Annotated in this window: 19 protein-coding genes; 8 read left to right on the top strand and 11 right to left on the bottom strand. The window is 62.3% G+C overall.

Translation table 11 applies throughout. The annotated features are described in order from the left end of the window. The first annotated feature begins 6 nt into the window (after positions 1 to 6). From BraRD5C2_RS26625 to BraRD5C2_RS26650, 6 genes are all read left to right on the top strand, one after another. Complete coding sequence (locus tag BraRD5C2_RS26625; protein ID WP_223973566.1) at positions 7 to 786, top strand: citryl-CoA lyase; 780 nt, start codon at positions 7 to 9, stop codon at positions 784 to 786. A gap of 10 nt (positions 787 to 796) precedes the next feature. Then, positions 797 to 1255, top strand: a complete 459-nt coding sequence (locus BraRD5C2_RS26630; RefSeq protein WP_223973569.1) for an acyl-CoA thioesterase — start codon at positions 797 to 799, stop codon at positions 1253 to 1255. Between the two features lie 2 nt (positions 1256 to 1257). Further along, on the top strand, positions 1258 to 2019 hold the full coding sequence (locus tag BraRD5C2_RS26635; RefSeq protein WP_223973571.1) for an enoyl-CoA hydratase/isomerase family protein: 762 nt from the start codon (positions 1258 to 1260) through the stop codon (positions 2017 to 2019). 3 nt (positions 2020 to 2022) lie between these two features. Next, positions 2023 to 2667 carry a flavin reductase family protein gene (locus BraRD5C2_RS26640; RefSeq protein ID WP_223973573.1) on the top strand — a complete coding sequence of 215 codons (645 nt, stop codon included), beginning with the start codon at positions 2023 to 2025 and terminating at the stop codon, positions 2665 to 2667. Positions 2668 to 2740: 73 nt separating this feature from the next. Further along, entirely contained in the window at positions 2741 to 4003 is a 1263-nt protein-coding gene (locus BraRD5C2_RS26645; protein ID WP_223973575.1) for an epoxide hydrolase family protein, read from the top strand. A gap of 972 nt (positions 4004 to 4975) precedes the next feature. Then, the gene (locus BraRD5C2_RS26650) at positions 4976 to 6901 is read left to right on the top strand and encodes a sigma-54-dependent Fis family transcriptional regulator (protein WP_223973577.1); all 1926 of its coding nucleotides are present in this window, start codon (positions 4976 to 4978) and stop codon (positions 6899 to 6901) included. Positions 6902 to 6998: 97 nt separating this feature from the next. On the opposite strand, the gene groL is transcribed toward BraRD5C2_RS26650, so the two are convergent. The 10 genes from groL to BraRD5C2_RS26700 all read right to left on the bottom strand — a co-directional run bounded on the left by groL (position 6999) and on the right by BraRD5C2_RS26700 (position 16880). Continuing rightward, positions 6999 to 8627, bottom strand: coding sequence for a chaperonin GroEL (groL, locus tag BraRD5C2_RS26655; RefSeq protein ID WP_223973579.1), 1629 nt, complete (start codon positions 8625 to 8627; stop codon positions 6999 to 7001). A gap of 66 nt (positions 8628 to 8693) precedes the next feature. After that, the gene (locus tag BraRD5C2_RS26660; RefSeq protein WP_223973587.1) at positions 8694 to 9494 is read right to left on the bottom strand and encodes a metal-sulfur cluster assembly factor; all 801 of its coding nucleotides are present in this window, start codon (positions 9492 to 9494) and stop codon (positions 8694 to 8696) included. A gap of 5 nt (positions 9495 to 9499) precedes the next feature. Further along, a complete protein-coding gene (locus tag BraRD5C2_RS26665) occupies positions 9500 to 10543 on the bottom strand; it encodes an amidohydrolase family protein (protein ID WP_223973589.1) in 1044 nt (347 codons plus the stop codon). A 113-nt stretch (positions 10544 to 10656) separates the two neighbouring features. Beyond that, positions 10657 to 11013, bottom strand: a complete 357-nt coding sequence (locus BraRD5C2_RS26670; protein WP_223973591.1) for an MmoB/DmpM family protein — start codon at positions 11011 to 11013, stop codon at positions 10657 to 10659. 47 nt (positions 11014 to 11060) lie between these two features. Continuing rightward, positions 11061 to 12164 carry an aromatic/alkene monooxygenase hydroxylase subunit beta gene (locus BraRD5C2_RS26675; protein WP_223973593.1) on the bottom strand — a complete coding sequence of 368 codons (1104 nt, stop codon included), beginning with the start codon at positions 12162 to 12164 and terminating at the stop codon, positions 11061 to 11063. A gap of 49 nt (positions 12165 to 12213) precedes the next feature. Further along, on the bottom strand, positions 12214 to 13254 hold the full coding sequence (locus tag BraRD5C2_RS26680) for an NADH:ubiquinone reductase (Na(+)-transporting) subunit F (RefSeq protein ID WP_223973595.1): 1041 nt from the start codon (positions 13252 to 13254) through the stop codon (positions 12214 to 12216). A gap of 100 nt (positions 13255 to 13354) precedes the next feature. Then, on the bottom strand, positions 13355 to 15025 hold the full coding sequence (locus BraRD5C2_RS26685) for an aromatic/alkene/methane monooxygenase hydroxylase/oxygenase subunit alpha (protein WP_223973597.1): 1671 nt from the start codon (positions 15023 to 15025) through the stop codon (positions 13355 to 13357). Positions 15026 to 15177: 152 nt separating this feature from the next. Beyond that, positions 15178 to 15393, bottom strand: coding sequence for a hypothetical protein (locus BraRD5C2_RS26690; protein WP_223973599.1), 216 nt, complete (start codon positions 15391 to 15393; stop codon positions 15178 to 15180). Between the two features lie 14 nt (positions 15394 to 15407). After that, on the bottom strand, positions 15408 to 15779 hold the full coding sequence (locus BraRD5C2_RS26695; protein ID WP_223973601.1) for a hypothetical protein: 372 nt from the start codon (positions 15777 to 15779) through the stop codon (positions 15408 to 15410). A 57-nt stretch (positions 15780 to 15836) separates the two neighbouring features. Next, positions 15837 to 16880 (bottom strand): NAD(P)-dependent alcohol dehydrogenase, encoded by a 1044-nt coding sequence (locus tag BraRD5C2_RS26700; protein WP_223973603.1) that lies wholly within the window; start codon positions 16878 to 16880, stop codon positions 15837 to 15839. A 334-nt stretch (positions 16881 to 17214) separates the two neighbouring features. On the opposite strand from BraRD5C2_RS26700, the gene BraRD5C2_RS26705 reads away from it, so the two are divergent. Next, positions 17215 to 19095, top strand: coding sequence for a sigma-54-dependent Fis family transcriptional regulator (locus BraRD5C2_RS26705; RefSeq protein WP_223973605.1), 1881 nt, complete (start codon positions 17215 to 17217; stop codon positions 19093 to 19095). A 98-nt stretch (positions 19096 to 19193) separates the two neighbouring features. After that, complete coding sequence (locus tag BraRD5C2_RS26710) at positions 19194 to 19616, top strand: SseB family protein (protein ID WP_223973607.1); 423 nt, start codon at positions 19194 to 19196, stop codon at positions 19614 to 19616. 517 nt (positions 19617 to 20133) lie between these two features. Here BraRD5C2_RS26710 and BraRD5C2_RS26715 read toward each other — a convergent pair. Continuing rightward, entirely contained in the window at positions 20134 to 20652 is a 519-nt protein-coding gene (locus tag BraRD5C2_RS26715; protein WP_223973609.1) for a DUF3455 domain-containing protein, read from the bottom strand. Between the last annotated feature and the right edge of the window lie 61 nt (positions 20653 to 20713).

Below are 20713 nucleotides of genomic sequence, written 5' to 3' on the forward strand. Positions count from 1 at the left end.
GTTGACATGAAACGCCACGAGATCAAATCCGACATCGCCTGGGCGACTCCCACGCAGATCAAGGTCCACGGGCTCGATCTCTGCTCCGAGATCGTCGGTGTCGTCGATTTTGGCCAGATGGCCTTCCTCGAGATCTTCGCCCGACTTCCGGACGCGAATGAAGCGCGCATGTTCAATGCCATGATGGTGATCCTGGTCGAGCATGGAATCACACCCTCCTCCCTCGCCACACGCATGACCTATTGCGGGGCGCCGGAAGCCGTGCAGGCCTCGGTCGCCGCTGGACTGTTGGGGCTCGGCTCCGTGTTCGTCGGCTCGCTGGATAACGCGGCGAAGATGCTCCAGGAGGCCTTGCCCGACCCGCAGGCGTCCGTCAACCTGAAGCAATTGGCGGTCGACATCGTCAGCGCCCACAGGAGCCGGCGCGAGATCATTCCGGGGGTCGGCCACCCCTTCCACAAGCCGATCGATCCACGCACGCCGGCCCTGTTCAAGGTCGCGCACGAAACCGGCTTTGCGGGCCGCTATGTGGAGCTGATGGAGAACATCGGCGCGGAGGCAAGCCGGCAATATGGCCGACCACTGCCCCTCAACGTCACCGGCGCGATGGCAGCCATCGCCTCGGAGTTCAAGCTGCCCTGGAAGATGTGTCGCGGCCTCGCCGTGGCAGCTCGCGCAGTCGGGCTCGTCGGGCACATCATCGAAGAAATGCGTCAGCCGATGGCCGAGGAGATCTATTACCGGATCGAGCACGAGGCCACCGAACACTCCCGCCCGCGCGAGTGAGGAGTGCCCGATGCACGAGGACCCGGTTTCACGCCCCCCTTCAACGCCACGGCTCACGCCGGAGCACTTCCGGTTCTGGAGTCTGGAAAAGCTGCGCAATGCCGACACCGATCAGTTCCGGCACGTCAACAACGCGGCGATCGCCAGCTTCCTCGAAGGCGGCCGCATGGAGCTATTCGCGGAGCCCGCGATCAGCCGCCTCATGGACGGCCTCAACGTCGTGGTCGGACGGCTGACCATCGAATTCCACAGTGAGGTCTTCTATCCGGGTGAGGTCAACATCGGCTCGACGGTCACCTCTGTCGGCCGCTCCTCCTTCGAGGTCCTGCAAGGCGTCTTCCGCGCCGGGGCATGCGTAGCCTCTGCTACGGCCTCCTGCGTGCTGCTCCAGGCCGGGAAGCCGCATGCCATTCCGGACGACATCCGCCGGCACCTCCTCGGCGACTCCTCCAAATCCGCAAGAGCCTGACCATGCCGGTGCTCTACAGCCGCAACGGCGACGTCGCCATTCTCACCCTGAACGAGCCGCAGCGACGCAATGCCCTGTCCAGGGCTTCGGTCGCGATGCTGCTCGAGCTGATCGCGCGGGCGCGCGCCGAGAAGGCGCGGGCTATCGTGATCGCGGCGAACGGTCCGGTGTTCTGCGCGGGCGCCAACATCGACGATCTGAAGGCCGGATGGATGAGCGGTGCTTCCGATCCGACCGATCCTGCCCTGCTGTTTCGCGCCCTGGCCGAGGAGAAGCGTCCGACCATCGCGGCGGTACAAGGCGCCGCGCTCGGCGGCGGATTCGAGCTGACGCTCTGCTGTGATCTCGTCGTCACGGGAACGGAGAGCTATTTCGCTCTGCCGGAATTGGGCCACGGCGTCATCCCCAACACCGCGCTGGCGCGTCTCCACCGCGTGGTGGGTACGAGGCGTGCGGCCGAACTGATACTGACGCGCCGCCGGCTGAGTGCGGCGCAGGCCGTCGACTGGGGGCTGGCAAATCGCCTGGTGCCGACGGGCGACGTCGTTTCAGGCGCGATCGATCTCGCGCTTGGTATCGTGCAGTCGGCACCACCGGGCGCCATCGCTGCCGCGAAACGTAACCTCACCCATCACGGTGAGACGGATTGGGCGCGCGTCCTGCTTTCGCCCGCGGATGTTCCGCCGGCCGAGTGGCGCGAAGGATTGCGATCCTTCGACGAGCGGCGCAAGCCGAGCTACGATCAATTCTGGCAGGACGTGTGAACCATGGAGCCCACGGCAACCCGCGCCGCGTCGCGGGACATCCACTTCTACGAACCGTCGAAGGGGCACGGGCTGAAGCACGATCCCTTCAACGCCATCGTCGCGCGGCGACCGATCGGCTGGATTTCCTCGCGTGACGCAAAGGGCAACGTCAACCTCGCGCCGTACAGCTTCTTCAACGCCTTTTGCTACACCCCGGCGCTCATTGGCTTCTCTTCGACCGGCTGGAAAGACACCGTCGCGAACGCCCAGGACACCGGGGAGTTCTGCTGGAACCTCGCAACCATGGATCTGGCACGGCGGATGAATGCGACTGCGCTCCATGTCAGCCGGGAGGTCGACGAGTTCGCGATTGCCGGACTGACGCGAGCGCCGAGCAAGTTCGTCAGCGTACCGCGCGTGGCCGAAAGCCCGGTGTCGTTCGAGTGCAGGGTCACGGACATCATCCGGCTCAAGGGGACGACGGGTGAACCGGCGGAGGCCTGGCTAACGCTCGGCGAAGTCGTCGCTGTCCACATCGACAAGGCCTTCATCAGGGACGGCGTCTATCTCACCGAACTCGCGCGCCCGATCGCGCGCGCCGGCCGGCGCGGCGATTATTTCGAGATGACCGCCGACACCATGTTCGAAATGGTCCGGCCGGACTAGCAGTTGCCACAGGATTCGCTCTCACCATCAACCCGCCGAGTTGTCTATCCGGCGGGATCACCTGGAGTTTGATATGTCTACCTCCGCCCTCCTGCCCGACGCGCGATCGTTTCCCGCGGCCGGTCCAGACGCACGCCCGGCGCTGGTGCTGCCGCCCGCGCCTGACAGCCTCGCGCCCTTCGAGGTCCATGTTCCGCAAGCCGCCATCGACGATCTGCGGTTGCGGCTCACCCTCATTAGATGGCCCGATCGGGAGACCGTGCGTGACTGGTCGCAAGGTGTGCCGCTCTCTGCCGCAAAGTCGCTGATCGATTACTGGCTGCATGACTATGACTGGCGACAATTCGAGGCGCGCCTCAATCGCTTTCCGCAGTTCCGCACGCGCATCGACGGCGTCGGCATCCATTTCATTGATGCCCGCTCGCCACATCCGCAGGCCCTTCCGATCGTTCTCACTCATGGATGGCCGGGCTCGGTCGTGGAATTTCTCGATGTCATCGACCGCCTGACCGACCCGACACGGTTCGGCGGACGCGCCGAGGACGCGTTCCACGTGGTCGTGCCGTCGATCCCTGGCTACGGCTTCTCCGACAAACCCACCGAGCCGGGCTGGAATCCGGGTCGCATCGCGCGAACCTGGGCGGTGCTGATGCGCGAGCGGCTCGGATATGAGCGCTGGGTCGCGCAGGGAGGAGACTGGGGCTCGGCCATCACCCACGCCATGGCCAGCCACCGCCCTCCGGGTCTACTCGCCGCCCATGTCAACTTGCCGCTGGTGGTGCCGAAGTCGGCACCGGTGCGGCCGACCAGGGAAGAACAGCAAGCACTGGACAACATCGAGCACTATCTTAATCAGATGGCTGGCTACGCCGACCAGATGAACACGCGGCCGCAAACGATCGGCTATGCGCTGCACGATTCGCCGCTGGCGCTGGCGATGTGGATGTACGAAAAATTCTGGGAGTGGACAGACAATCGCGGCCTTCCGGAGGACGCCCTCACCCGCGATCAGATGCTCGACGACATCTCCCTGTACTGGTTCACTGGCACCGGTACATCGAGTGCGCGTCTCTACTGGGAAGGCGTCGGAAGCACGATCCGGGAGAATAGCTTCTTCTCGAACTCGCGTGCGTCGTCAGAACCAATCGACCTTCCGATGGGAGCAACCATCTTCCCGGGCGAGACCTTTCTCGCTCCGCGCTCCTGGGCGGAGGCCGCCTGGTCCAGGTTGTTCTACTGGAACGAGGCAGACAAAGGCGGACACTTCGCCGCGTTCGAGCAGCCCGAGGTTTTTGCGCGGGAGATGTGGCAGGCCTTCGCAACGTTCCGAGGCTAAGTCGCGTACTGGCGAAACCATCTTCGAAGCCAACCCGCTCCGCAGACCGCCCACTCGGGTCCTCCGCCAACCTGAGTGGTCAAGGCCTGCTCGTGCTAGCGGTGATAGGATTTTTCTTGAACTGCCGGTGCACACATCGTGCACACGCTGCCTTCTTATCAATTGAAAAACTTCAACTCTCGCCAAATCCATCATGAGCCCGTTTGAGCTAATTTGAGGAAGTGTCGCCGAGCGAGATCAAATAGCAGCACGAATTCAATTCGCGTGAGACGGCAACGCCCAGGTTCAAATCACGGAGGTGCAAGCACCGGTCCCGACATTCGCTGCAAATTGAAATTTGACCGACCTGGCTCTCGGGGCCCGCATCCTAGTTGTTGTCAAAAGCGATTCCGATCGCTGCCGTAGTCTCCCAATTGGATACACTGGGTCGCCTCTACGCTCGATCACAGAGCGGCGTCGAGTAGCCATGGCTACCGGCCGCATGGATGCCCAGGACAGCGCCGCAGACTTGCCGATGCTGCGCCGCACCAGTCAAACGAGCACTTGCCCGGATTCTTGGATAGACCGAGCCAGCCGCCCCCCCGGTAAGTCGATCGCTGTAGCGGAGCACATATCTGAACCCGCTACTTGACCGGTTCCATCGCGGCATATCAAAACTTCGAACCGCCACCTTTGCTAGAACCATTCAAAAAGTATACGCTAGGCTCGTGAACGGCTCGAGAGAAGAGCCCGGAACGTTGGGGAATGGCAAGCCGACGGCGTTGTTTGATCGCGCGGCGCATCCGGCTTCGCAGCGGGTGCGACGGGCATGGGATCGATGCGGGCGGCCATTCGAGCAGCCTGGACCGGCTCAGCCGTTGCGCCTTGCATGATCGAAACGGCAGTTGCGACAAGCAGTCCCCGCACACAGGTGATTGATCGAATGGCCCGTCACGACCGCGGCTGGCCGCTTTTCAGCTCGGAGAAGCTGGGATGGACCAACGAGAAGTGCTGGCGGCGTGGGAGAAGTTCGTTGAGCGCGGAGCGTTGTCGTCCGATTTGAGATCTTCGGTCGCAGCTTCGTGGCAGAGATCCAGGAACCATCATGTCACCATCGACCGTGCGCGTGCGCCACTCGTCGGCGACGCCGAATTGTTTCGCCATCGCTCCAAACACGCCTCGCTCCGTCATGCGGCCCGGTGCGCGCTTGAGAATTCGAAGACATTCCTGCGTGACGCAAATTCAATCATGATCCTCACCGATCCCGGTGGGCTGATCATCGACACGCAGGGCGACGATAGGGTCATCGACGCCGGTCGTGCAGTTCATCTCGAACACGGAGGATGTTGGAGTGAGGCCGACATCGGCACCAACGCGATCGGCGCCGCGATAGCGGAATCGAAACCGGTGCAGATCCGCGGTGCGGAGCATTTCTGTTCGCAGGTCCAGCGGTGGACCTGCGCTGCCGTTCCGGTTCACGATCCGAGCGACGGCGAACTGCTTGGCGTGGTGGACATTTCGGGCCCCGCGAGCACCTTTAATCCGCAAAGTCTCGCTTTAGCTGTCGCGGTCGGCCATCATGTGGAAAGCGTTCTGGCGCAATCAGTGCGGCAAGAACATGAGGAATTGTTGTGCCACTTTCTCGCCAAGAGATCGCAATGGTTCAACGACGAGTGCATCTTGCTCGACCGCCGAGGCACGATCCTCCACGCCACCGAACGCGCCTTGAAAGCCCTTCGGCGTGACCACCACAGCATTCAAGGCGACGCGCCAACCCGTTTTCTGAAGACGGTTCCCTTCGCCGAATGGCCAAGCAAGTTGAAGGAGTTGCTTCCAAACGCGAGCTTCAATTTCGTTGAGAACGAGCGCAGCGGCATCGGCGCTATCGTGGTTCTGCATGCGCGACAGCGCCAACTCATCACGCCTCGCGACGCTTCGAAATCGAGACCGGATCCCGAACACCGCACGCCCGGGAGCTTGCCGTCCGCCGTAGGCGATTTGCAGCCGGCGCCGCGGTACCTTCACGGCACCGCTACCGGCTTCGTCGCCCGCGATCCCGTTGTAAGCGCCATCGTCCGTCAAGTTGAGACCGCAGCGGCACGCAAGATGCCGATCCTGATCCGCGGTGAGACCGGAACCGGCAAGGAACAGCTTGCCCGCCACGCGCATCGGGCAAGTGGGCGGGCTGGCGCATTCGTTCCCGTTAATTGCGCCGCCCTCCCCGAAAGCCTGATCGAGACCGAGCTGTTCGGCTATGCCGAGGGTGCGTTCACCGGGGCGCGGCGCGGCGGTGCCGTCGGGCTGGTCAAGGAGGCCGACGGCGGCACACTGTTCCTCGACGAGATCGGCGACATGCCAGTGGCGCTGCAGGCCGTGCTTCTGCGGCTGCTTGACGACTGGACCGTGCGCCCGGTCGGCGGCGTCAGATCCAAGGTCGACGTGTTCCTCATCTCCGCAACGAACGCCAGGCTCGACAAGGCCATCGCCGAAGGCGGATTCCGATCCGACTTGCTCTACCGGCTCAACACGCTCGAGGTGACGCTGCCGCGACTGCGCGATCGCGACGACTTTGACGCCATCGTTCGCCATCTGCTCGATACGATCGATCCGACCTGCGAAGTCACATCGGCGGACGTTGCGCGTCTCGCCGGGCGTCCCTGGCCCGGCAATATCCGCGAGCTCCGCAACGTGCTGGCACGCTTCACCCTCGCGGCTGCGAACGGTTTCACCAACGACGGCGGCGCCGCCGCTGTCGCTCAACGTCACGGGAACGAGGTCGGATCGCTCCACGACATTCATCGGGCGCGGATCCTCGAGGTGTATGCCGAGACTTCCGGCAACGTCAGCGAAACTGCACGGCGCCTTGGCGTCTCCAGAAATACCATCTACCGCGCGCTCGGACAGAAGAAGCCCGAATGACACTTTTGGTGCGCTGACTCCGCAGATGCTGCGCACCTCGCGGCATCTGCCGTCTCCAAACGAACGCCGGTCACAATGGACCGGCAATCCGCTCCGATCAAAGCAGCTCGGCGCCGCCGCCACGCGCCGGCCCCGCGGTCGGATCGTAGTCATCCGGCTTCTTGGCGATCAAGGTCTGCGTCGTCAGGATCAAACCGGCCACCGACGCCGCATTGCGAACCGCACTGTAGCAAACCTTGACGGGATCGATGATCCCGGCTTCGACGAGATCGACCTGCGAGCCGTTGCGTGCGTCGAGTCCGTGGCCATTGCTTGCCGTGGTGATTTTCGCGACCTCCGCCTCGCCGTTCAGGCCGGCATTCGCCGCAATGTAGAAGAGCGGCCGGCTGAGCGCGCGCTGCAGGAGCTGCGCGCCCTGCCTGGCGCCACCGTCCAGACGATGGACCAGCTCATCGAGCCGCGCAGCGATCCGCAGCAGCGCCACGCCGCCGCCCGGCACGATGCCCTCTTCGATCGCCGCCCTCGTCGCATTGATTGCATCCTCGATCAGCTGGGTCCGGCGCTTCTGCTCGACTGGCGTCGCGCCGCCCGCGAGAATCATCGCGGTGCCGCCCGACAGTTTCGCGATGCGTTCCTGGAACTTGTCCCGTTCGATATTTTCGGGCGCGGCATCGTATTGGCGCAACACCTGCTCGCGTCGCGCCGCGATGGTCCTCTGGTCGCCGGCGCCTGCCGTAATCAGGGTCTTCGAGGCCGAAATCCGCACCTGGCGCGCGGATCCGAGGTCGTGCAGCTCCGCCTTCTCCAGCCTGCCGCCGAGATCGGCGGAGATGACGCGGCCCCCCGTCGTGATCGCGATGTCCTCGAGCATCGCCTTGCGCCAATGTCCGAACTCCGGCGGATGGATCGCTGCGACCTTGAAATTGGCCTTCTCCCGGCGCGCCAGCAACTGCATGATGACGGCGGGCATCACCTCCTCTGCGATGATCAGCAAAGGCCTTCCGCTTCTCTCGATGAGCGAGATCACGCCGGCCAATTGTTCGCCGGTCTGGATCTTGAGATCGGTCATCAGGATGAAGGGGTTGTCGAGCACCACCTGCATTTTCTCGACATCGGTCACCATGTGATGCGAAAGATAGCCGCGGTCGAACGCCATGCCTTCGACGATTTCCAACGTCGTCTCGACGGTGCTGCCATATTCCACCGCCACGATCCCGTGATTGCCCGCACGCTCGAAGGCCTCGGCGACCATGTCGCCGAGCGCAGAGTCGTTGGCGGCGATCCCGGCGACGGCACGCAGGCTGGCGGAGCCCTGGAGGGGCTTCGCCGACCGCCGCAATGCCGTGATGGTCTCGCCAACCGCCAGCTCCAGCCCCTCGACCAGTTCGACCGGGTTGGCGCCCGCCGCGAGACATTTCAGGCCTTCCTGTACCAAGACGTCGGCGAGCACCGTGGCCGTGGTGGTTCCATCCCCTGCCACCTCATTGGTGCGCGCCGAAACCTCCCGTAGCACCTGCGCGCCCATGTTCTCAAACGGGCATTCGAGCTCGATCTCGCTGGCAATGCTGACGCCATCGCGCGACACGATCGGCGTACCGATCGGTCGGTCCATGATCGCGTTCATGCCCTTCGGACCAAGCGTTCCGCGCACCGCCTTCGCGAGCTTGGCGACACCCCGGCCCAATGCGGCCCGCGCCGCTTCATCGTGCATCATGATCTTCGGCATCTCAACTCCCCGACATAGCCTTGAGGTGGTCTGATTTGGACTCGGTCTTGTCGCTGCGCTTGCACATCACGGCACCGGACCTGCACCTAGCGATGCAGCCCTCGTCTTCGATCTCGGCACGAACGGCGTTTCGAGATCGAAACGCGCCGCAAGCAAGCCACGGCACAACGCGCCGTTGAATTCGGCGTTGACGCAGACCCGCCGCAGCTTCGAGACGTAACCGGGCACGCCATCGGCCTCCAGCCGCGCTCCCCCGGCATCGACAAAGGCCGGCGTATTTGCGTGGACCGGGCCGACGACAGCGCGGCGTTCGAGATAGCGCCTAACCAGCTTCGCACCGGCATCATCCAGCGGCATGTTGCCGAGTTCCGCCAATGTCAGGCTAACGATCTCTCGCGGGGTCTGCCCCAACGCCATGAGATGACTGAGCAGCGCGACCTGCCGCCGCTGGAAGGCCTTGACCAGGAAGGTCTGACGCAGTTCGTCCAAATTGCCGTCGGCCTCGGCGCCGAACGTCTCCTGGAACGAACGCCCCTCGGCGAGACCCGCATTGATCTTGTCGGCATACATGTGCTCGCCAAGTACCACGTGGACGCCCTTGACCCAATCGAGCCGGCTGACCGCCTGGCGCATGTCGTCTGCCATCAGGAAGGAAAAATTGGCGGCGCACCAATAGGTCGGCAAGCGAAACTCGATGTGAATCCGGTCCTTTGAATCCACGTCGGCCCTGGTCACAAAATTCAGCTCGACCACGGACTCGTCGAGCTCGGGATCCATCACGGTCTGCAGGCAGGCCCATATCTGGGCCTGCCTGTCATCCGACGAGCGGCCTATCGGCCGCACCGCCCCGTCATCGCTACCCGTCATGGCCATCACCTCGGCGCATGAACGGCTTCGGGCAGATGCGCGTAACCGCCGCCGGCCCGGATCTTCTTCTTCTGCGCCTCGACATCGATGCCGTAGATGCGCGCCGCGTTGAGGCCGAGGATCTTGGTCTTGGTCTCCATCGACAGCACCGAGCCGGTCTCCTTGGTGACGTCGGCTGGAATTTCGAACGCCATGAACTTGTCAATCAGCCATTTCGGGGTCCAGATGCCGTAATCGCTGCCGTACAGGATCTTGTCCGGACCGAGCCAGAACAACAGCTCGGAGATAACGTGGGCAAAATATCCCGGCCGCGAATGGATGAACGGTAAGGCGACCGCGAGACCGGCATAGACGTTGGTTTCCTGGGTAGCGATCCAGCAGAAATCATCCAGCCGCGGCAGGCCGCAATGCTCCACGATGAAGTTCAGATCCTGGAACGAGGTGGCGACATCGTCGATGTCGGCGACATCGAACGCATCCCGGTTCAACGGGATGATGGTCGGGCCCTTGTGGACGTGGATGTTCTTGATCCCGAGCTTCTGCGCCGCCTCGAGATACTGGTAGGACGCCTTGTCGGTCAGCTTGTAGCCCTTGGATTCACCACGCCATTCCGCGGTGTAGAGCTTGACGCCCTTGAGCTTGTGCTTATCCGACAGCGCGTGAAGCTCCTCGATGCCCTTGCTGCCGTCCCGCGGATCGAACGCGCCGTTCAGGATGAAGCGATCCGGGTGACTCTTCTTCATCGCCGAATTTCGCTCGGTGGTATTGAAGCCGTTCTTGTAGAAATCGGTGAGATAGGTCGGCTGCAGGATCGCCATGTCGTCATAGCCGGTGACGAACAGGTCGTCGAACATCGTCTTGGCGTCGTATTTCTCGAACTTCTCCTTGTCCCACTTCTCCGAGGGCGGGCTCAGATTCGAGTGATAGGCATAGAAGCACTCGATGAACTGCTTGCCGTGAATGTTCTTCTGGTTTGCCGGACTTCCGTCCCAGAAATGGGTGTGTCCGTCGATAACGAAAATCTCTTCACCCTTGGCCGTCCTGTACATGGCGTTCCTCCCGATCCGGCTGGATTTGTCTGTTGTTATGACGCGCGGTGATTGATGCCGTCTGATGGCCCTGGCCGGCTTCGCGCCGACCGGGGCCTGGTCGCAGGCAGCCGTCAGACGATGTATTTCATCATCTCGTTCATATCGCCGAACAGCATGACGGTGTTGTCGTCGATCATGACCATGCGGCCGTAATGCGTCGAGGTCGAGATCTCGAACAGATGCGGGGTCATGACCCGGCCGAGCTCTTCGGAAATCTCGTCCATCTTGAATTCCATCTTGCCGTCGCCATCGATACGGATCATCGCCGGCATGTAGGTCACCTTGATATGCTCGTGACGGCCCATGACTTCGGCGATGGCGCGCGCCTCGACGCTGTCATTCATGGTGACGCCGCATTGATGGGACACCGTGTCGTCGAACGTGATGTCTTTCATCGATTTGAAGATGTTGTCATTCTCGTGCAGCATGTCGATCTCCTGAAGGAATGGGTTGTGACTGACGTTTAGCGGGCCGGTTACGAGGCGATGTTGACCGGCACGGTCAGACCGAGCTCGCCACCGATCCCCTTGATGCGGTTCTTGGCGTGGGCCAGGGCATCGGCGTATGCCGCGACCTTGACACGTGGCTGCGACCAGATCGGCTGCAGATGGTTGGCGGCGTCGAGCGCGAGATCGGCGTGCTTGACCAGCCACCTGTTGAACAGCGCGACGTTCTGCGCCGCATAGGTCGGATCGGTGCCGAGGATGTGGAACAGCTCGACGGTGTTGGCGAGGTTGCGTTCGTAGTCGGCCTCAGCCGCGGAAACGACGGCCGGCGTGATGAAGTCGTTTTGCGCGGAGGCCGCCTGCATCAGGAAGCCCGAGCGGAACAATTCGCCGACCAGCGGCTCGAACACCACGTTGGTAGCAAAATATTGCTCTAGATAGTCGTTCGAGCCCATCACGGATTCGACCGACTTGCGCACACCCTGCCAGATCGGATCTTCGAGCCAGTGTTTCTTGCCTGCGGCGATGTCGAAGCCGGGAAGATCGAGGCCGACCTCGCTCAGATAGAGCGTGATGCCTTGGGCGAAACGGAGCTTGTAGGACGAGTTGGTCAGGATCGCGTTGTTGACCATCTGCGTATAGCCGTAGCGCTGCGCCTGCATGGTCGACGTCCCGAGGCCGAACTCGGCATGCTTGTAGGCGCCAAGGTGGTTCTGCAGGATCTTGACCCAGGCGGGATCGAAGCGGGTCGGCGCGCCGGACTTCCGGCCGTTCTCGATGGTGTTCTGCACCATGCCGCAGATCGTCGACTGCCGCTGGTAGTGCGTACGCTCCCATTCCTGGTCGACGGCCCTGAACTTGTGCCAGTTCGAGCTCTTGGCCGCCGTCCAGTCCTTGGAATAGGTCGGCGTTCCGTCGGGGAAGGAGATGATCCAATCCTGCAGCAGATAGCGCTCCGGATCGGGCTGCACGTCGACCGTCATGTCCTCGTAATGGGTGGCCTTGCGACCCTTGGGCTCGAAGTAGTTGTACTTGCGGCTATCGGAACCCGGGAAGACCGCGGCCCCCGCTGCGCCGGATTTGGCGATCGCGACGGGTTTGGCTGCTGCTGCTCTGCTTGTCTGTGCGCTCATGTCTCACTCCCTTTTGCCATTCTGTTCTGCGACGAACTTTTGAACGCCGTCATCGCACCGCCGGCGTAAACTTGTCGAAGTAGATGTGCTCCGGCTCGACGCCGTTCATTTGCAGGATGGGTAATACCGCGTCGATCATCGGCGTCGGCCCGCACGCATATGCGTCGATGGCACCGCACAATTTCTCCTGGCGCAGATGGCGCTGCACGACCTCGTGGATCAGCCCGGTCTCGCCGTCCCAGTCATCGCTCGCCTCGGCATGCGACAGCGCCGGCACGAATTTGAAGTCGTCGAGCCGCGCGGCAATCGCCGCGAGCTCCTCGAGATAGAACAGGTCGGCACGGGTGCGCGCGCCGTAGAAGAACCGCACCGGCCGCTGCTCGCCGCTGCCGATGTGATCGGCCAGGATCGACCACAGCGGCGACATGCCCGAACCGCCGCCAATCAGCAGCATCGGTCCCGGCCGCTCCTCGCGCCGGAAGCAGGTGCCGTAAGGTCCCTTGGCGGTCACCGCATCCCCGACGCCGAGCTTCCCGTCGAGCTGGGCCGAGAACGCGCCGTTCGGGTATTTCTTGATGATAAAGCGGAGACGGGTTGCTTCAGACGGCGGGTTCGCCATCGAGAAGGCGCGCGTGATGGTGCCATCCTTCAGCGTCAGATCGACATACTGGCCGGCCCAGAACTTCATCGGTTTGTCGATGTCGATCTCCAGTAGCCTGATGTCGGACGTCAGCACCGTCACATCGGCCACGCGGCCGTCAAACGCCTTCACCGCGATCGAGCGGCTGAGCAGGTCCTCGTCGTAGTTGAGCAGCTCGACGCTGATGTCGCTGAAGACATGAGTCCGGCACAGCAGCACGTGGCCGGTCTCGCTTTCGTAATCCGGCAAGGCAAAGGTCGAATATTTCAGCAACTCGATGTCGCCGTCGACCAGCCTGGACTTGCAGCTCCCGCACTGGCCTTCCTTGCAGCCATGCATCAGCGAGATGCTCTGGCGAAACGCCGCGTCGAGCACCGTCTCGCCCTCTTCCACTTCCATCTCGATGCCTACCGGCTCGAAGCGAACCTTATGAACCACCACGTCCGTCATCGTCCCCGCCTTGTCGTCACGGCAATTGAACAGAACAGCCGGACCTTCGCCGGCCGCCGGCAGGAGGGACCGCGAAACGCGGCCCCTCCCGTCGTCACGTTTAGTGGCAGGGGTTGATCTTGAAGCCCTTGCGATACTCGGTCGTCGCGACCTCGCGTTCGGCCGGCGAGAGCGCCCGGAAGCCGCGCAACGGACTGCCGAGCGTGTGGCCGCGCACGTGATCGAGCGTCCACATGTCCTTGGCGTCGAAGCGCAGATGCGGCTGTGCGATCATGGTCTTGCCGTCAGGCCTGACAAAGCCGAGATCCTTGATCGCGTCGGCGACATCCCAGCCGTGGTAGCAATCTTCCCATTCGCGGCGGCCGCTGAAGCGGCCCATCGCCGGCGTCGCCCGCCCCTCATATTCGGCGGCGAATGCCACCTTGTGGGTCCAGCGGCACCCTTCCGAGCAATAAGTGTAGATCTTGCCATCGACCTCGTCGCAAACGAAGTCTTCGCGGATCAGGCACGGCACCATGCAGCTCCAGCACCGGTGCGGGTACACGTAGCCCACATCGCTGTTGAACAGGATGTTGGTCTCGCCGGGCACGCTGAGCTTGGCGTGCCACTTCCAGAAGTCGCCGAATTCGGCGTACCAACCCGGATATTTGTGCTCGAACCACTCGAAGTCACGCTCGGTCTGGGCCTCGATGCGCCAGAAGTTCACCGACCAGCCGACCGTGAAGAACTGCGCGGTCTTGTGAACGTAGTTCTTCTTGACGATCCGGTCCCAGGCGGCCGCGACGTCGTCGTGGTGGATCTTGATGCCGTACTTCTCGAGCGGCAACATGTAGGTCCGGTAGTAGTCCTCGTAGATCCAGCGATGCCAGAGCTCCGCGTAGGACTCCTTGTTCTTGTCGCGGTTGGTCGTGCCGTACTCGATGAAGGTGCCGATCGCGGCGTCGACGATCGCATGGTTCTGCCAGAAGGCGTATTTCAGGTCACGTTCCAGCAATTGATGGTTCGACGGATCGTTGATCATCGCCATCAGCATCGAGTGGCCGTTGCCGATATGGCGGGATTCGTCCGACTGAACCGACAGGAACACGGTCGGCAGCGCGTAGTCGCCGTTACGGGCGGCTTCCGAGGGCATCGCCACGAACAGGGTGTTGGTGAAAGCGGTCTCCGCGACCACGGTCAGGTAGACGTTGGCGGCGGTGATCGCGTCACCGGTCAGGAAGCCTTCGGCAAACTGGCGGCCGATCGTGGTCGCATAGCACTTGCCGAACGCGGCTTCGGTGATATCGAACCCGGCGGGATCGATATAGTTCTCCATGTACCACTTTTTGAGGTTCATCTGGATCGTCGAGTGGCGGAACTCGTCGACCATCTGCATAGTGAAGCCGGTGCGGAGTTCCTCGCCGGGCGCCAGCCGCCCGACCATCGCCATCGAGCGCGCCGCCGAGATCTCCGGGAACGGGATGATCGCCAGGAACAGTTTCATCCACTCGACCCAGCGCGGCTCGACGTTGCGGAACATGTCGCCGCGCAATGCGGCATCCAGCGCGCCGTAGACGCGGTTGTCCTTCTCCTCCTGCATCGGAAAGTAGGACCGCAGCACCTGCTTCATCGGGTCACGCGGCGTCTTCGAGATCTTGTAGTCGGTTGGGAAGGTCATCGCCTCCTGCACGTAGCTTGGCGTCCAGCCAAGGTCCGCGACGCGGTTGGCCGCTTCAGCGATGCTGATGCCCTTCTGCGCGGTTATCTTGTTCAATGTCAGACTTGCAGTCATTTCCAGCTCCTTTGAACGTTGCGTTGCTTCCGGCATTTTCGCTTTTGATCAGAGGTCAAAACCTCTGGTTCGTTCCGTGAAATCCTCGGCGGCAAAACTCACTTTGAGTCCGTTAAATGGATTGATCGATCTGCTGACTTCGTCGTTCCTCGTCACGCTCCGCTGGCCGGTTTGATGAGAGGTTTTCCTTCGGCGACGAATTTCGCCGAGAGAACCAGTGCGCCCGTGGCGAAATCCTTGCCGTGAGCGGCGATCATCGCCTCCGCGATCTCGGCAAGCTGGATGAAGAAGGCGTCCTTCGACCTGTCTTCCTCGCTCATGACCGGTTGCGGAGACGGCATTTGCCTCTGGTCTTCTGATGCAATCATGGTCGCCTCGCTTGTCATGCGTGCCCCGAACGTTCGTGTTCGCCGGGCGACGGACCGTCGTCGATCTCGCGCAGCGACGTGTTGAGCCACTCGCGCTCGGCCAGCAGGCGCCGATGCTCCTCCCGGACCACCTCCAGCCGTGCGATCGCCCGTTCCAGCTCCTCATGCGCTTCAGGCCCGGCTTCGGCCCGCGCCGCGCCACGCACGGCGCAGGCGAGCTCGATTTCGGCACCGCCGCGGGCGTGTTCGTTGGTGATCTGCCGCTCGTTGTTGTCGACCATCTCATCGATCACCTTGTCCCGAGCGATCATCCGATCGCGGGCGCGCCGCAGTTCGGCCGCTTCCCCGGCGGTGATCTGTGGCCTTTGCGGGCTGTCGTCTGTCACTCGCGCCACTCTCGCTCGACGATCCGGACTGATGTTCTGCATCTCGCGGCACATCTCCTAGGGGATCAGCACCGCGCGGCCATGGATGCGTCCATGATGCAGATCATGAAGCGCCTCGTTGGCCTGGCTGAGCCGGTATTCCCTGGTGTGGAGTTCTACGAGGCCGCGATCCGCGAGCGCCATCAGCTCGACCAGTTCGGCATAGGTGCCGACCAGATTGCCGACGATCGTCTTTTCCGACGTGATCATGTCGATGGTCGGGATATCGATCTTCCCACCATAGCCTACGATGTAGTAGGAGCCGGCGTTCGCCGTCATCGACAGGCCCCTGGCGACGGCCTCGCCCTCCCCGACGAAGTCGATCACGGCTTCTGCGCCACGCCCACCCGTCAACGCCAGAACGGCCTCGACCTCGTTGCCGTCGGCCTTCACGAGATGATGCGCGCCGCACTTCTTGGCGAGCTCGAGCGAGTCTGCGGCGCGATCGATCACGATGATCTCGGCCGCGCAGAGCGCAGCCAGAACCTGGATGCCGATATGGCCTAGCCCGCCCGCGCCGATCACGGCGACATATTCGCCCGGCAGCAGATGTCGGGATGCCTTCTTGGCGGCGCGATAGGCCGTGAGGCCGGCGTCGGTGTAGGGAGCAACATCCTTTGGCGCGAGCGACTTCGGCAGCTTGATCAGGGAGCGCTGACCGGTCAGCAGATATTGCGCATAGCCGCCGTTGGCGTTGATACCGGGGAACGAGCTGTCCAGCGCGTGCATGTCGTCGCCGCGGCGGCATGCCAGACAATGCCCGCTGGTCACGAGCGGATGGCAGATCACGCTGTCGCCAACCTTGACCCCTTCGACCCCCGGCCCGATCGCTTCGACCCAGCCGGCGTTCTCGTGACCCATGATGTAAGGCAGCTTGACGTCGACCTTGCTGCGCCAGATGCCTTCGACGATATGCAGGTCCGTGCGGCAGACGCCGGCGCCGCCGATGCGCACGATCACGTCCATCGGGCGCGAGATCTTCGGATCGGTCACGTCTTCGAACCTGACGAACTCCTTCGCCGTCAGCTTCTCGTCGAACTCATGAAGCACCGCCGCTTTCATTGAAAACGCCTCCCCGAAAATTTTTTATTCTGTCGATCGGATGCGATCGCCATCCCGCCGAAGAAGTCAGCAAGGGCTGTGCCAAGCGAACAAAGGCCTGATCTTCCTATCGTTCTTGCGATCGCCGGCGCGCGCGCGCCGATCCGCCTCGGAGCAAGCTTTGCGTGCAACTGTTCCGAGTCGGAACAGTTCGATGAGCGCGATGACGACTGCACCGAAATTTGGATTTTCAACTGCTTGATCTATGATCGTCAAAACTGCGTCGCGCGAACGGCACGAGCCGAGCGACGCAACCAAGAGGAAATCGCCAAGCCGCACTCCGGGAGGAGCCAGAATGCTGACATCCGGCCGACGCATGGACAGTGCTTGGATGACGCTTGAGCGGCGCGGCGCGCTGCCGGCCGAACTTCTGTCCGCCGACATCTACGACAGCTGGATGCGCTGTATTTCGCTAGGACTTGATACCTTGCGTCCTCCGTCTCCCGAACTCGTGAGCAGCGCCGTGCTGCGCCAGGAGCAGCAGCGCTGCTCACTGATCCGCGGCCTGGCGCTCGCGGAAATGCACACCCTGCATCAGCAGATCGCCGGCTCGAACTTCATGATCGCGTTTGCGAACGCCGACGGACTGCTGCTCGACATCATCTCGGATTCGAGTTTCAGCGACACCTCCGACGCCGCCAGTATCCGGCCTGGCACGGTGTGGAGCGAGGCCAGCTGCGGCACCAACGGCCTCGGAACGGCGGCCTATCTCAAGCGGGCTATCGTCGTTCATGGGCGCGAGCACTTCTTCCCGCGCTACAGCAACCTCACATGCATCGCAGCTCCGATCTTCGCGCCCGACGGTGAACTCGCAGGGATCCTGGATGCGTCATCGGACTGCATGTCGCGCCAGGCTCACACCCAGGCGCTGGTGGCGATGGCGGCGACCCAGATCGAGAACGGCCTGTTCCGCGAATATCACCGCGGCAACATCCTGATTGCCTTCCACAACCGCGGCGAATATCTCCACACCCTGAGCGCGGGCCTGCTCGCAGTCGACAACGAGGGCCGCATCCTTGCGGCGAACCGTGCCGCAAGTGTCCTGCTGCATGGCCTGCCCGCGTCGCCGGGGCGGCGCTTCGCCGACGTGTTTCGCACCAAGTTCAGCGTCTTTGTCGATGAAGGGCGGCATAAGGAACGCCAGCGCCTGCAAGACGAGGTCGGCAGCCAGTTTGTCGCAACGATCGAGAATGCGCGTCAGTTCTCGATGATTCAGGCCGTCTCGCGGCCCCGGCCGCCGGCACCCAAGGGCGTCGCAACGCAATTCGTGTCCGCCGATCCCGCGATCGCCTCCGTGGTCCAGCAGGTCGGCATCGCGGCCGTCCGGAAGATGCCGATCCTGATCCGCGGCGAAACCGGCACCGGCAAGGAGCAGCTCGCCCGCCACGCCCACGTCGCCAGCGGCCGCAGCGGCGCCTTCGTTCCGGTCAATTGCGCTGCGCTTCCCGACAGCCTGGTCGAGGCCGAGCTGTTTGGCTATGCCGAGGGTGCGTTCACAGGCGCCAAGAAGGGCGGAGCCACCGGGCTATTCAAGGAGGCGGATGGCGGCACGCTGTTCCTCGATGAGATCGGCGATATGCCGGTCACGTTACAAGCCGTGCTCCTGCGCTTTCTCGACGATTGGACGGTGCGTCCGGTCGGCGGCACCAAACGCCAGGTCGACGTTCTTCTGGTATCGGCCACGAATGCCAATCTCGACGACTCAATCGCCAAAGGCCGATTCCGGTCCGATCTGCTGTTTCGGCTCAATATGCTGGAGGTGACGTTGCCGCCGTTACGCGAGCGCTCCGACTTCGCCGAAATTGCCCGCCACCTGATCCAGCAAATCGACCCTTTGATGGATCTGACCGATGGGGCGATCGAACGTTTGGCCGAGCTGGACTGGGACGGAAACATCCGCGAACTGCGCAATATCCTTTCCCGATTGTCCCTGGCCGAACCGGGCGACTTGATCGACGAGGCCTCGGTCGAGTCGGTTCGCGTGCATTCGGGCGGCGAGCGCCTGGCTGGCAAAGGAACCGGCAGCGGCAATCTCAAGCCCAATTTGCACGAGATACAGCGCTCGCATGTGCTGACGGCCTACGCCGAAACAGGCAACAACATCAGCAAGACCGCGCGCCGCCTCGGCGTTTCGCGCAATACGATCTATCGAGCCCTGCGCGGCAAACAGGATTAGTACAATCGCCGCGAGGGCTCCAGGATGCCGGCGCGATCTGGCTTTAAATGAACGCGATGGCGTCCTGTCCCTCTTCGCGTTCAATTGGGAGAATCGTGATGTTTGAACCGGACAACAGTCTCGAAGCCCTTATGCAAGCCGCGGCACGCGATGCCGGCATTATTCCGGCATTCTATCGCACATTGCTGGAGACCGAACTTTATGTTCTGACGCCGGAAGCACCTATGAAGCCCGGACGGCGCCGTTCGCTGAAGTTTCAAGAAGAGATCAATATTGCAACGGTCGACTTTCAGAATATGAGATGGCTTCCTGCCTTTACCTCGAAGAAGCGAATTTACGACTACATAAAGGAGCCCGAAGTGTGCCTTGGCGCCGCCGCGCGCAATCTATTCGAGATGTTGCCTGACTCCAATTTCTGGCTCAATCCGTTGTCAGAATGCCAAAAGCCGCTGCCGGCTACCGAGATCGCTCTACTGATGAGTGGCAAGATCTTTGACCTATCGATGAAGATCGCGCGATAGGCACAGTGGCGGTCGCAATGATCGTAATGACTACGTTGTCAGGTCACGAACTGCCCCCCGAACATGTGGTTAGGCATCCGGATGATCTCGATTCGCCAGCCGCACCGCGTGGTGCAATCATAGGTGTCACCTACCTCGCAATCACCCTGCGCATCGCCGCTTTCTCAGAGTAGTTTGAATCGCCGCTCCAATTCATCATGAGCAAGCTTAAGCTAGCTCCAGCAATCGATGCCCGATTGGAGCTATCCGGAAAACGGTTCGTCCAACCAAAGACAGTGCAAGAGGCCGTCTTTCACCCTGCTCCGCGACTACGCCGCGCAGCTCACGTTGGCTGTGGTCAGATTTTCTTGATTTCCCGGTGCGCACGACGTGCACACGCCGCCAGCTAGCTGACTGAAAACGTTGAATTCTCGTTCCAATCCATCATGAAAAACTTTGGAGCTGTTTCAAGCCAAGATGCGAAGGGTGGGTCAAAGGACGTCAGCATGCGCCATGAGGTACCGTGGGGCTGATACCATCAACCGCTGTTGCGCAGGAATACGTAGTCCGCCGAATAGGGCGCGCTACGGTAATCCCCGACTCTCTCGCACGAGCCCCGCGCGACCCCGCCCTCGGTGTTGATGCGCTGGACAACGGTCGCGGCCGACAGCACACCGTTACCGCGCCGATCGACCACTTCGAGCTCGAGCGACGGAATGTCGTTCGAGGTCGCGCCGGGCGCGCTGGCGACGACCTTACCCTTCACGGCGCTACCGTCCGTGAGCTCCCAACTCGGTCCGCCGTAATGCCGTCCAATCGACTTTCCGTCCAGCATGAGCGTCGCAATCGGCTCGCGCAATTGCCAAGTCAGCGCGCGAACTCTCGATTGGGATTTCCCGACGTCCAGCTTGCATTCGTAGACCTGCGCGCCCTCGGCATGGAGGGTAGTGATAACGGTCCTGTCGCGCACCGCAATTGCCAACGGCTCTTGCGCCGCCGCCCTGCCGATGAGGGCGGCAAAAGAAACGGCGCCAACGAACGCTGTCGGAATCTTCATCGGTTTTCCTCGACTTGGTTGCAGCTGTAACGTGTGGGCTGACGGCGGCGAAGCCGGACTG

It is taken from the genome of Bradyrhizobium sp. RD5-C2 (assembly GCF_019972155.1).
Classification (GTDB): domain Bacteria; phylum Pseudomonadota; class Alphaproteobacteria; order Rhizobiales; family Xanthobacteraceae; genus Bradyrhizobium.

Coding starts and splice junctions, on each gene's coding strand:
- BraRD5C2_RS26625 (WP_223973566.1), top strand. CDS start 7: ATGAAACGCCACGAGATCAAATCCGACATCGCCTGGGCGACTCCCACG.
- BraRD5C2_RS26630 (WP_223973569.1), top strand. CDS start 797: ATGCACGAGGACCCGGTTTCACGCCCCCCTTCAACGCCACGGCTCACG.
- BraRD5C2_RS26635 (WP_223973571.1), top strand. CDS start 1,258: ATGCCGGTGCTCTACAGCCGCAACGGCGACGTCGCCATTCTCACCCTG.
- BraRD5C2_RS26640 (WP_223973573.1), top strand. CDS start 2,023: ATGGAGCCCACGGCAACCCGCGCCGCGTCGCGGGACATCCACTTCTAC.
- BraRD5C2_RS26645 (WP_223973575.1), top strand. CDS start 2,741: ATGTCTACCTCCGCCCTCCTGCCCGACGCGCGATCGTTTCCCGCGGCC.
- BraRD5C2_RS26650 (WP_223973577.1), top strand. CDS start 4,976: ATGGACCAACGAGAAGTGCTGGCGGCGTGGGAGAAGTTCGTTGAGCGC.
- groL (WP_223973579.1), bottom strand. CDS start 8,627: ATGCCGAAGATCATGATGCACGATGAAGCGGCGCGGGCCGCATTGGGC.
- BraRD5C2_RS26660 (WP_223973587.1), bottom strand. CDS start 9,494: ATGACGGGTAGCGATGACGGGGCGGTGCGGCCGATAGGCCGCTCGTCG.
- BraRD5C2_RS26665 (WP_223973589.1), bottom strand. CDS start 10,543: ATGTACAGGACGGCCAAGGGTGAAGAGATTTTCGTTATCGACGGACAC.
- BraRD5C2_RS26670 (WP_223973591.1), bottom strand. CDS start 11,013: ATGCTGCACGAGAATGACAACATCTTCAAATCGATGAAAGACATCACG.
- BraRD5C2_RS26675 (WP_223973593.1), bottom strand. CDS start 12,164: ATGAGCGCACAGACAAGCAGAGCAGCAGCAGCCAAACCCGTCGCGATC.
- BraRD5C2_RS26680 (WP_223973595.1), bottom strand. CDS start 13,254: ATGACGGACGTGGTGGTTCATAAGGTTCGCTTCGAGCCGGTAGGCATC.
- BraRD5C2_RS26685 (WP_223973597.1), bottom strand. CDS start 15,025: ATGACTGCAAGTCTGACATTGAACAAGATAACCGCGCAGAAGGGCATC.
- BraRD5C2_RS26690 (WP_223973599.1), bottom strand. CDS start 15,393: ATGATTGCATCAGAAGACCAGAGGCAAATGCCGTCTCCGCAACCGGTC.
- BraRD5C2_RS26700 (WP_223973603.1), bottom strand. CDS start 16,880: ATGAAAGCGGCGGTGCTTCATGAGTTCGACGAGAAGCTGACGGCGAAG.
- BraRD5C2_RS26705 (WP_223973605.1), top strand. CDS start 17,215: ATGCTGACATCCGGCCGACGCATGGACAGTGCTTGGATGACGCTTGAG.
- BraRD5C2_RS26710 (WP_223973607.1), top strand. CDS start 19,194: ATGTTTGAACCGGACAACAGTCTCGAAGCCCTTATGCAAGCCGCGGCA.
- BraRD5C2_RS26715 (WP_223973609.1), bottom strand. CDS start 20,652: ATGAAGATTCCGACAGCGTTCGTTGGCGCCGTTTCTTTTGCCGCCCTC.